Raw genomic sequence first — 12,216 nt, 5'->3', positions numbered from 1 at the left:
TTTTTAATGGTCGTTACTTTACATGCTTTAAAACTCAATGTCAATCATTTTTGAGAAAAAATAGAATAACTTTTTAAGTTATTCTATAATAATGATATTAAATCACAAGGGGGAATTACCATCTCGAAGTTCATACATAAGCATTTTACGCTATTTTCAATGATTTTATTTTTAATTCTAAGCGTGGTAATCGTCAGTCCGTATTTCTTTGGCAATCCAATCCTACCACGCGAAGACATGCAGTTTCATCTGGCCCGGGCGTACGAGAGTTACATCCAGGTTCAACACGGTGGCTTCTTACATATGATTCCAGGGATGATGACGAAAACTTTTGTCAAAGTTGGTTATCCGCTAAACGGGTTCTATCCGATTTTTGCCGTCTTACCCGAGGCCATGATTCATCTGGTCATTAAGAATCCGTACACTTCCTACTTACTTTACCTAATCCTAATTAACTTTCTGGTGTTTATCTCCATGTACCTAGCAACCTGGAAAATCACCAATCGGAAACTGACTGGACTCGCATCCGCCATCATCTATGGTTTATCGACGTATCTAACGTTCGACCTCTTTGTGCGCTTTGATGTGGCTGAAGGAATGGCGTTTGTCTTTCTACCAGTTGTTCTCTACGGAATTTATCAGGTGTGTATCAAAAACGATCGCCAGTGGTGGGTCTTAAGCGTTGGATTAACCCTGCTGGTATTAACCCACCTACTGTCGTTTTTGATTGCCGGTGCCTTTTCTGCCATGACGATCATTATTATCATGTTAAACCATGATTCATTGAAACTTAAGGTGAAGCGGGTCATAGCACTGGTTGTTGCTGCAATCGGCACTTTTTGTTTATCCGCTTTCTTCTTACTACCACTAATTCAGAATTACCACTACGACCAAGAAATTTCCATCATGAAGTGTCGCCTCCAAGACATGAGCATCCCGGCCTCCAATCTGTTTTTCGGCCCCACTCCAAACGGACCGTGGCAGTATGGTGCTGGCATTGGCATTGTTGGACTAATGATCATCATCTTGCTGTTCGTCTTCTGGCATCGACTTGACCTGTTCTCCAAATCAATGACGGTCCTCTCACTGCTCTTTCTGCTTTTTAGTTCCAATCTTTTCCCGTGGGACCTTTTGCAAAAGTGGGTGGGAATGATCCAATTCCCATTCCGTTTTTTAATCATCACCACTGTCCTCCTTGCGTTTTTGGGCGGAGAAATCATCACCAAGATTTTTGCCAAAAACAATTCTACGGGAGCTCTCCTGATTTTAGGCGTTTTAGGACTTAGTCTCTGTTCGTCACTTGCCACCAATTTGCAGCTCAAATCGTGGGAACCTCAGGCTTCTTCACCACAGGAATTTGAAAAGGTGGGAAAATCGGCCGTTTATTGGGACTACCTCCCTCATGCTTCCGATTCACTAGAACCGCTACTCAAAGAACACTCTATTTTAAAAATGAATCCAAATCAGAAGGGCTTAAAACAAAAGAAACGGACTACCTCGTACAATCAAATTGAGTACCAGTTAGACGCTGAAAGTGCCACCAGGGTTCGTTTGCCAAATGTTTACTTCCCTGGCTACGTAGTGACCGTTAACAATCAGGCCGTTCCAATTAAAGTAGACCAAAAGCGTGCCATCCACATTCCCGTCAAAAAGGGAGCAAACACCATCAAATTGACGTATCACCGCACCCGCGTTCACATCATTGGGATTTGGATCAGCGTTATTTCTTGGTTACTTTTACTGGGATACCTTGGGCTGGCATTTTACAAAAAACATTTTAAATAAACGAAAATGGGACTCACGTGACGTGAATCCCATTTTTTAATAAAAAAGAACCGAAGCAATTACTCCGGTTCTTCCCTGGCTTATTAATCTCTTATTCTATTTTTCAACTTGATTGTTGGTCGTAACTTGACCATCAATCATTTCACCGTCATCTTTTAACTGTAAGAAGTTATTCTTGAAATCAAGTTTTAGACCTGGTCCGAAGAAAGTCATATCATTCTTACTGGTTAAAACGTCAGCACCTTGATTGTTTTCAAGTTTAACATCATAGTCTGATGGTGCTTTTGAAACACCAACAACTTGAAAGGCATCTCCAACGGTGCAAGCACCGCCAGCACCTTCAGAGAAGTTATTTGATCCGTCATTTGCGGCCAACAGGTATGCGTTAGCACCTGCTAATCTTTTCTTCATGTAGGCCATTGCGTCATCAGTAATTGTTAGTTTCATATCTATAACCTCCTATAAGTGATTCAGAAATGAACCTCTTCAAATCTTCACTATTTATGATAGCAGGAATTCACCATAACACAAGTAAAATGTACACAACTTAATTTTAAAGGGTCAATCAGTTCTTTCCCCTTTATATTAGTCTCTTAATGGGTTATTATAGTGTCAGAAACAAGTCCAATCCGCTTAACAGGATTAGAAATGTAGAGGTGTATATTATATGGTTATGTATAAAGATCTTGAAGGCAAGACGGCCGTAATCACTGGAGGAGACTCAGGGATTGGTGCTGCCATTGCTGAACGTTTGGGTCAAGAACACATGAACGTGGTTATTAACTACCACAAAAACGAAGATGCAGCTAACCAAGTTGTTGAAATCGTTGAAAAAAACGGTGGCCACGCCGTTACTAAGCAAGGCGACATTGGCGATGATGCTGGTGCTGAATCATTAGTACAAGCCGCCGTTGATTCCTTTGGTGATTTGGACGTTTGGTTCAACAACGCTGGGATGGAAAAGAAGACCCCTACAAACGAAGTTACCCTTGAAGAATGGGAAGCAGTCGTTAACGTTGATTTGACTGGTACTTTCTTGGGTACTAAAGCTGCTTTAAACTACTTCTTAAAGCACAACAAGAAGGGTAGTATCGTTCAAACTTCATCAGTTCACCAACAAATTCCATGGCCGACATTTGCAAGTTACGCTGCAAGTAAGGGTGGCGTTAAATTATTCACCGAAACTGCCGCAATGGAATTTGCTCAACAAAACATTCGAATTAACTCGATTTGTCCTGGTGCCATTAACACCCCAATCAACGCCAAAAAGTTCGCTAATCCTAAGACTTACGAATCAACTGTTAACATGGTTCCAATGCACCGGATTGGTAAACCTTCCGAAGTTGCAGCTGCTGCCGTTTGGTTAGCTTCTGACCAAGCTAGCTACGTTACTGGAATCTCACTTTACGTTGATGGTGGAATGACATTATACCCATCATTTCAAAATGGTAACGGTTAAAATTACCAACCAAAAAGACTACGAATTCAAATTCGTAGTCTTTTTTTGGTCTAAAATACCTTTAAAATTCTTTTGATTAACTCATTAATTCCGTGCCATCCAAACAGGACGCATGCGACAACTAATCCAACTCCTTCAAAAAAGAGGACCAATCGTTCTCTTTGATCCAGGATAAAATACGCAGCAATTACCCCGATTACAAGTAAACACGCAACTGTTAGTCTAATTTTGGCTTTAATTGGTCCTCATCTCCTCAGCATTCGTGTTTTAATTTTACCAATCATTTCACCAAATTCAACTACTTAAAATACTGCTGAGAAAAGTTGACGACTTTTTGCGTATACGCATCTGGATCCTGACTCCGACCTTCAATATGGCCAGCACCCTTAATGATCCAGATTTGTTTTGGACCAGCATCGTTCTTGTAGTTCTCATAGGCATTTTTAACGGGGACAAACTTGTCAACGTCACCGTGAATGATAAACAACGGAATCTGGTTGTGCTTCAGGGTCTTCTTCGTGTTCCCATCATTCATGTTATACTTCGCAAACATTCGTACATAGAGATTAACGGTCGGAACCAGTGGAAAACTCGGAATGTTAAATAGCCGCTTCAATTGGCCACCCAACTCCCCTTCGACACTGGCATAACCACTGTCTTCAATCGCAAACTTCACGTTACTTGGCATTTTTGGTAAAGAGTACATGACGGCCGACGCCCCCATACTTGTCCCAAATAACCCTAATTCGCCATCGGGGTGGTCATAATTGAGCACTCGAGCCCATTTTTCCAGGTTAGTGGCGTCTTTGACACCGTACCCGATGTATTTACCACCACTGCCGCCAAACGACTGGTTATCGGGTGCGAGGACGTTATAACCAGCATCATGAAAAATTTTTATAAAGGATTCCATCTCTTCACTATTACTACCGTACCCGTGAACGACAATCATCGTCTTGTTGGTTGGTTTTTCCGATGGGACGTATCTAGCAACTAGATTGGTCCCATCACTCGCCTTTTCGTGTAGAACCTGTGCGTGATTATCACTAAACCACTCGGTATCGGGCGTCCCAGCATTTTCGTTGTACAAGCTGGCTAGTCCCGTCTTCCCAAAGGCAAAGTTAAACAGGAGATAGCCAACCGCCAAATCAAGGATGACTGCGAAAATGACAAAGAAGAAAGCCGTCACTCCAGTCCATTTCAGTATTCTTTTCATTGGCCTTGCTCCTTTCTAATTGATTTTCACTTTTAAAAATGATTTTAATAAATCTATGTACTATCTTAGTGGAGGTCAGACACAATGACACAAAAAAGGTTTAGTTTAGTGAAAAATTAATGAAAATAAAATACACCTATGAAAACCATAGGTGTATTTGTGCTTGTATAAGGATAAAATTATTAATTAGCTAATATGTTTATTTATTAGAATTGCTATCTGAACCTTGCTGGTTTGAATCTTTCTTTTCTGAATCAGGTGTAACGTCCTTCCAATCACCCTTAGCTCCATCATCATTAATCAAGTCCGTCTTAAGCGTACTAATGTTAGTAAATACCTGCCACATGATAATGGCCATCACAATGTGTGAAATCCATCCCACAATTGGAATGACCGCGATTATCGACAAGACAATCCCAACGATAAATCTTGGTTTGATGTTATCAATTTCAGCCTTAACTTTACCATCACTGAGTGAACTCACCATCTGCGAACTGATGATGAAACAAGTGATGTAAAGACCTAGTAGTACCAAGAGTGGAATCCAAAGCATGCTAACAATGATGATCCCGCCAAGAATTGGGAACAACAAAACCGTCTCAATAATTGAAATTACTAGGGTTAGAACATACAAGAAGTCTAACTTTTGAACAATATCTGATTTCTTCATAAATTCCTCCAATTAAATCTTTTCTATATTATTATTTTACCCTAAAATCGAATTCATTTGGGGAAATTAATCGTGATACAATTGGTGTAATTGCTTAATGGAGATGAACAACTTGCCGAAACGCACACACCACATTGATTTTTCAGACATTCGATACGTTCTCTTTGCAACCATTATTGGAACGCTGACGGGTGCCGTAATTGCGTCTTTTCGTTACCTAATCCAGGTCGCTTTAAAATGGTCGCTTACAATTTATCATGGACTTGACCACAATCTCAATCTTCTGTGGTTGGTAATTCCCACTTTCTTACTCATCTCAATCGTGACCGGTCTTATCATGAAGGGCGATCCTGACGTTAAAGGCTCTGGGATTCCACAGGTTGAAGCTCAACTTGCGGGCAACATTGAAACTAATTGGGTCTCTGTCTTATGGCGGAAATTTGTCACTGGTGTCCTAACCGTTGGAACCGGAATTTTCGTTGGACGAGAAGGGCCCTCCGTTCAGTTAGGTGGTGCCATTGGTCAAGGAATTGCCCAGGGCTTTAAAGAAGGCGGTTCTGAGCGGCGATTGATGATCGCAACCGGAGCTGCTTCTGGACTGTCGGCTACCTTTAGTGCGCCACTAGCGGGCACGTTTTTCGTCATGGAGGGCGTCTATCGCAATTTCTCCCCCGCCGTCTGGCTTTCGTCCCTCACGGGGTCAATCTGTGCAAATTTTGTTTCATTAAAAGTTTTCGGCTTAAAACCAATTTTACCCATTTTTTACAGCCACATTTTTCAACTCCAGAACTACTGGCAACTCATCATCTTGGGCATTATTCTAGGTGTTCTAGGCTACGTCTATAATTTAGGTTTATTAGACCTGCCAAAGTGGTTCGCTAAGATTAAAATTATTCCATGGTACTTTATGTGTGCGATTCCGATTTTACTGGTTATTCCCGTTGGAATGTTCTTTCCGACCACCATCGGAAGTGGTAGTCGGGTCATTATGACCGTCGCCACTCACAACGTGCCCTTAACCGCCATCTTTGTCTTTTTAATCGTCCGGTTTGTCTTCGGGTTAATTACGTATGGTGCCGGAATACCTGGTGGTTTCTTCATGCCGGTCTTGGCCGTTGGATCACTGATTGGTGCGGCTTACGGTGGTTTTATGTCACAGACTGGACTGCTCGGTTCCGGGTACGTCAACAACTTGTTAATTTTCGGGATGGCTGGATATTTTGCAGCCGTCAGTAAGGCGCCTTTTACCTCCATCATGTTAATCACCGAACTGGTCGGTAACACCAAGAACTTCATGGCGTTAGCGCTCGTGGTCCTTATCTCGTACGTCGTGGTCGACATGCTGGGTGGTCAACCAATCTATCAAGCCCTAGCCGAACGGTTAACGGCCATCAAGACATACTTCAACGCTGACAGCAAGACGGACAAGATTCAGGTCCCGGTCTACGAATTCAGTTCAATTGAAAACAAATTAGTCAAAAACATCCACTGGCCGAACCACTCCATTCTAATCACAATTAGTCGGGGTAATCTCCACATTATCCCTAATGGAAACACTAAGATTAAAGCCGGTGACACACTGATCGTTCTCGCCCATCGAGATAACATCGGACCAGTTAAGAAGCAGCTGGTGAAAATGGCGATGGAGATTGATGAATAATACCTAATCTCTAACAACTAACCATTTCGGTTAGTTGTTTTTTCTTTGTCATCATTAAATTAATATTCATTGAAAACGATTACATAACCTGCTAGTCTTAAATTAAGAGTTGTAACTACAAGGAATATTTATGAAAGTTGGTGCACACATGGAAAAGAACGTTTTAGGAATCGACCTCGGCACGGGATCGGTCAAAGTCACTGCTGTCAACAAGCTTGGTGATATCGTGGGACAAGAATCAACGGAGTATCCGAATCCTCATCCCAAACCAGGTTGGAGTGAACAAAATCCCAATGACTGGGTGAATGGTACGATTGCGGCCATCAGAAAACTAGTCAATGATGATAATGTTGATCCGGAGTCCATTAGTGGAGCTAGTTTCTCGGGCCAAATGCATGGACTAGTCTTGTTGGACAAAGATAATCAGGTCATCAGACCAGCCATCTTGTGGAACGACACTAGAACCACAAAACAACGCAAAGAGATTGAGGATAAACTAGGGAAGCGATTCGTTGAAATCACCGGTAATCAACCACTGGAGGGCTTTACCATCACCAAGCTCCTCTGGGTCAAAGAAAACGAACCGGAGAACTGGGCGAAAGTAAAAACCTTCCTATTACCAAAGGACTACCTGCGCTTTAAGATGACCGGTAACATTGCGATCGACTTCTCTGACGCCACCGGAACTACCCTCTTAGACATTCACGATAACAAGTGGAGTCTTGAAATCTGTAAGGCCTTGGGAATTCCCGAGAAAATCCTCCCGCCACTAATTCAGTCCATTGACTACGCGGGAAACGTCATCCCCGACTTCGCCGATCAAGCCGATATGTCAACCATTACCAAGGTCTATGGTGGAGCCGCCGACAACTCCGCTGGCGCAGTTGGAGCGGGCATCATGTCCCCCAATAACGCGCTAGTTAGTGTCGGAACCTCTGGCGTAGTCTTACATCACGAAGTCGACCTCTCAACCGACTATGGTGGTCGTCTGCAAATGGAAGACCATTCCATTCCGAACACCTACTATTCAATGGGTGTCACGCTGGCCGCGGGTGATTCATTAACATGGTACAAAAACACTTTCGTCAAGGACGAAGACTTTACCGAGATGACTAATGAAGCCGGTAAATCTCCGATTGGAGCCAACGGTCTCTTATTCACTCCGTACATTGCTGGGGAACGAATGCCTCACGCTGATTCGCAAATTCGCGGGAGCTTCATTGGAATTGACCGCACCCAGGTCCGACGCGACTTCACTAGAGCCGTGATGGAAGGGATCACCTTCAGTCTCCAAGATATCCTTACCATTTACGCCGAAATGGGTGCGACCATTGATCACGTGACCTCAATTGGTGGCGGCGCTAAAAGTTCCGTTTGGACCCAAATGCAGGCGGATATCTTCGACAAACCCGTCATCACCCTCGCAAACGAACAGGGACCTGGCATTGGAGCGGCCATGATTGCGGCTGTCGGACTTGGCTGGTTTACCGGCTTTCCCGCCTGTGCCGATCAGTTCATCAAGTTCGGTAAGACTTACGAACCAATTACCGCTAACGCAGCTAAATACGCCAAGATTTTTAAAATTTATCAACAAATTTATCCCCAAACGAAAAAGATTAGTCACGAATTACAGGATTTACGTTAATTCAAACCCCAAAATAAAAGGGCGCAGCCTAGGCTGCGTCCTTTTTACTAGTGAAACGAGTTTTAATTAATCCGATCAGAGCCGGAAGTAACGTAATCAAGATAATTGATAAAATCACGGCCGAAAAGTGTTCCTTAACGAACGGAATGTTGCCAAAGAAGTATCCGCCACCACAACATAGTGCGACCCATGCCACACATGCGGTAATGTCATACTTCACGAACTTTTGGTAACTGTAGTCACTGCTGGCAGCGACGAACGGAACAAACGTCCGCACAATCGGCATAAACCGACCAAGTAATATGGCCCATGATCCATACTTATCAAAGAATTGATGGGCTTTTTCAAAATCCTTGGGCTTAATGAACCTGCTCAAATGCCTATTGTCAGTGATGGCTAACCCAACTTTTCTTCCCAGAAAGAAATCCAGTGAGTCCCCCAAGGCGGACGCCAGAAAGAACAAAATCACAAAAATCCAGATGTTTAAATCATTGGTACTAGCAGCGGCCAAGGCGGCGGCCGCAAACAAAAGTGAATCACCCGGCAGAAATGGCATGATCACGGCGCCGGTTTCGATGAAGATAACCGCAAACAGGATCAGATAGGTCCAATTGCCAAACATGTTGACGAGTGTGACTAGGTGGTGGTCAATGTGAAGCACAAAATCGACTAAAAAACTCATATAATTAATCCCCACTTAAATTTAGTTATTTTCTAATTTTACCAAAATGCCGCTAGCTAGGATAGCCACGGAGCACCTATCGGCTTCTATTTAAACTAAAATTAATGAATATCAAAAAGACGACCGAACTATCTGAAAGTTCAATCGTCTTTTAATTTTTCCAAATTTAATTACAATTTCGGTTGAATCAGTAAGATGACCCCGATGACGGCCACCACTAGAATGGCAATGGCAAAGTAACGTTCGTACTTACCAAAGATTGGTTGACCAGGTGCGTACTGTTTTCTCGCGTACATAAACAGTGGAATCCCTAAGGCATAAATCACGAAGGCAATCGTCAGGTATTCCAATCCGGCGGCGTACCCCATGAACAGGGTGCCAAGGATCGCCAAGGCCGACACGAAGTAGGCACTCTTTCTTGAGACCGACAGCTTATTGCCATCTGGATTGAACGTTTTCTCATTGCGACTAATCTTGAACAGGTACATCATCGAAATCAGGTACGGTGGCACCGTCATCGTTCCCACGATCGTCAGCGTGAAATTAAAGGCCCGCCCCGCAAAATGGGTAAAGATAATGATTAATTGAATGACGATAACCGTCATGAACAGCGAGTGAATCGGAACGTTGTTCTTGCCCATCTTTCTAAAGAACTTCGGGAAGGTCCCGTCCATGGAGGCAGCTCGTGGCATCTCAGACAGAACTAAGACCCACGTCAACCAACTGGATAAGACGGCGACAATGACGCCAAAGGTGATGATTAAGCGTCCCAGTGGTCCCAAAACAATCTGCATCAAGGCCCCAGTTGACGGACTCTGCAGGTTCGCCAGTTGACCGTAACTGCGTAAGCCTAGTGGCAAAATCGAAACCAAGGCGTACAGAACCAAACAAATCAAGAAACCGTATTTAGTGGCCTGACGCACGTCCTTTTGACTCTTGGCGTTACTTGACAGAACCACGGCTCCTTCAACCCCAGAAAAGACCCACATTGTGGTCATCATGGCATTTCGGACTTGGGAAAACAAACTCCCCATGGCCTTGTCATCAACCTTTGGTAACGTCTGAGACGCAAACATGTTAGTGGAAAAAGCGTGCCAGTTGAACACCACAATCATCGTAATGATGAAGATGGCCACAATCGTCAGCATGCAGATGGTTCCAAACACATCGACGTGACTGGTAACCCGGATGCCCTTTAAAATCAGGTAGGTCATGAGCCACAACACGATGGTTCCTCCAATAATTGAGATCCAGTTATTGCCACCCGTAAACGTCCCAGGCCAAAACGCGTTTAAAGTCGACATCAAGAGGACCGAATACGCGGCAACGGCAAACGACTGACAGATCCAGTACCCCCAACTTACAAAGAAGGCGGTAAAGTTGCCAAAGCCAGCGTGGGCATAATGATACAAACCAGTGGTGTACTGTGGTCGAACCTCCGATAGGGTCATAAACGAACGCACAATAAACCAGATAATTAATCCCGATAGCACCCAAGCGATGATTTGGGCAATTGCGCCGGCATGGAGCGCCATGTTTTGGGGCAAATCGTAGATTCCACCACCAACCATCGCTGATAGTACAAACGCGGTCAGACCAATAGTTCCAACCTTTTCTTTTTTACTACTCAAATCTTCACTTCTTTCATCTTGAATTAAAAGAAAAAGGCGATATTATTCGCCCTCTTCTTGATAATTAATCCATTCGCATAATGTTTTTACTATTTAATTTCTTGGCTTCTTTAATCTGACTCTTCATGCTTCGACTCTGAAAGTTGACTTCAACGGAATTCCCGTCGTTACGCAAGTCTTCAGCGGTTTTTAGGGCCTTATCAAGAATCTGATTCTTAACGTCAGCTTCCTTATCTTTCACGTCGGTCGCAATGAAGTAGTCAATCGAATCACTGTCATCGTTAGAGTTCACGATGGTTGCCAACCGTTCCTCACCAAAGGCAAAGCCCACGCCACCGGTATCTTCTGGTCCACCAAACTCTTCCACCATGTGGTTGTAACGACCACCAGCACAAATCGTGGTGTAATCGTCTCCGAAGCTCGGATCCTTGGCCATGATTTCAAACACCGTATCGGTGTAATAATCAAGCCCGCGAACCAACCGATCATCAACGGTGTACGGAATGTCTAAAGCATCAAGGGCCGATAAAACATCATTAAAGTACTGCTTGGATTCATCCGTTAAACTGTCTTCTAATTTCGGAGCGTCAGCGACCAACTGCTGGTCCCCCTTATCCTTACTGTCTAAAATCCGGAGCGGATTCTGTTTTAAGCGCCGTTTGGAGTCTTCACTTAATTGGTCCTCATACTTTGAGAAGTAGGCTACTAGAACGTCATGGTAACGTTTCCGACTCTCTTCATCACCTAACGTGTTAATTTCAACCTTTAAGTCGTTAATGTCAACGCCCTTGAAGATGTCCAGGGCTAACGCAATCGTTTCAGCGTCAATCTGGGGACTGGTAGCTCCGATTGATTCACACCCAATCTGATGGAACTCCCGGTTATGAGTAGCACCCGGACGTTCGTATCTAAACATCGCCCCCATGTAGAAAACCTTAACGGGCTTGGGATGTTCTGGTCCAAAGAGCTTGTTTTCAACGAAGGAACGGACTACTCCAGCCGTTCCTTCCGGTCGTAGTGAGATGTCTCGCCCACTTTTGTCCTGGAAACTGTACATCTGCTTGGTGACGATATCCGAACTATCACCAGAGGTTCTGGTAAAGACAGGGGTTTTCTCAACTAGCGGAGTGCGCATCTCATGAAAGTCGTATCGAGCGAAAACGTCCCGCGCCGTATCTTCGATTCGTTGCCAAACACTGGTCTCATCAGGCAAAATGTCTGACATCCCTCGCACTTTCTTAAATTTGTCATCCATAATATTCCCATCTTTCTATTAATTGTTTAATTAAAATTCTGTCAAATAGATATACGTAGATTTTACCATTATTGAATTACTCTGTCTTGTCCGTCTTTATAAATCAGTCAAGCGCCAACTACATATGATTAAAGTTAACCAAAGAAAAATTGTTCGAGTTGTCATTGATGTTGCAACGTTTTTTATGGTATTCTATTAACAATTTATATAAAA

General features: G+C 43.5%; 10 protein-coding genes. 4 read left to right on the top strand and 6 right to left on the bottom strand.

From position 1 onward, the window contains the following. Nucleotides 1-159: 159 nt before the first annotated feature. Entirely contained in the window at nt 160-1,785 is a 1,626-nt protein-coding gene (locus tag AC6UDG_RS01170; protein ID WP_500706169.1) for a YfhO family protein, read from the top strand. 96 nt (nt 1,786-1,881) lie between these two features. On the opposite strand, the gene AC6UDG_RS01165 is transcribed toward AC6UDG_RS01170, so the two are convergent. Continuing rightward, entirely contained in the window at nt 1,882-2,232 is a 351-nt protein-coding gene (locus tag AC6UDG_RS01165; protein WP_500693299.1) for an iron-sulfur cluster biosynthesis family protein, read from the bottom strand. A 226-nt stretch (nt 2,233-2,458) separates the two neighbouring features. Between AC6UDG_RS01165 and AC6UDG_RS01160 the strand changes: the two genes are divergently transcribed. Further along, nucleotides 2,459-3,244, top strand: a complete 786-nt coding sequence (locus AC6UDG_RS01160; RefSeq protein WP_500693605.1) for a glucose 1-dehydrogenase — start codon at nt 2,459-2,461, stop codon at nt 3,242-3,244. A 298-nt stretch (nt 3,245-3,542) separates the two neighbouring features. On the opposite strand, the gene AC6UDG_RS01155 is transcribed toward AC6UDG_RS01160, so the two are convergent. Both AC6UDG_RS01155 and AC6UDG_RS01150 read right to left on the bottom strand, forming a co-directional pair. Beyond that, nucleotides 3,543-4,460 (bottom strand): alpha/beta hydrolase, encoded by a 918-nt coding sequence (locus AC6UDG_RS01155; protein ID WP_500706168.1) that lies wholly within the window; start codon nt 4,458-4,460, stop codon nt 3,543-3,545. A 199-nt stretch (nt 4,461-4,659) separates the two neighbouring features. Further along, a complete protein-coding gene (locus tag AC6UDG_RS01150; protein WP_500706167.1) occupies nt 4,660-5,130 on the bottom strand; it encodes a hypothetical protein in 471 nt (156 codons plus the stop codon). A 112-nt stretch (nt 5,131-5,242) separates the two neighbouring features. On the opposite strand from AC6UDG_RS01150, the gene AC6UDG_RS01145 reads away from it, so the two are divergent. Next, nucleotides 5,243-6,790, top strand: a complete 1,548-nt coding sequence (locus AC6UDG_RS01145) for a ClC family H(+)/Cl(-) exchange transporter (protein ID WP_500706166.1) — start codon at nt 5,243-5,245, stop codon at nt 6,788-6,790. A 148-nt stretch (nt 6,791-6,938) separates the two neighbouring features. Then, the gene (xylB, locus tag AC6UDG_RS01140; protein WP_500706343.1) at nt 6,939-8,435 is read left to right on the top strand and encodes a xylulokinase; all 1,497 of its coding nucleotides are present in this window, start codon (nt 6,939-6,941) and stop codon (nt 8,433-8,435) included. A gap of 28 nt (nt 8,436-8,463) precedes the next feature. On the opposite strand, the gene AC6UDG_RS01135 is transcribed toward xylB, so the two are convergent. From AC6UDG_RS01135 to hisS, 3 genes are all read right to left on the bottom strand, one after another. After that, nucleotides 8,464-9,117 carry a VTT domain-containing protein gene (locus AC6UDG_RS01135; protein ID WP_500706165.1) on the bottom strand — a complete coding sequence of 218 codons (654 nt, stop codon included), beginning with the start codon at nt 9,115-9,117 and terminating at the stop codon, nt 8,464-8,466. 170 nt (nt 9,118-9,287) lie between these two features. After that, entirely contained in the window at nt 9,288-10,748 is a 1,461-nt protein-coding gene (locus tag AC6UDG_RS01130; protein ID WP_500706164.1) for an amino acid permease, read from the bottom strand. 64 nt (nt 10,749-10,812) lie between these two features. Next, complete coding sequence (hisS, locus tag AC6UDG_RS01125) at nt 10,813-12,003, bottom strand: histidine--tRNA ligase (protein ID WP_500695457.1); 1,191 nt, start codon at nt 12,001-12,003, stop codon at nt 10,813-10,815. Between the last annotated feature and the right edge of the window lie 213 nt (nt 12,004-12,216).

It is taken from the genome of Fructilactobacillus sp. X2R1C1, from assembly GCF_059901435.1.
Note: the sequence above shows the minus strand (reverse complement) of the source record. Positions and strands in the feature narration are given on the sequence as shown.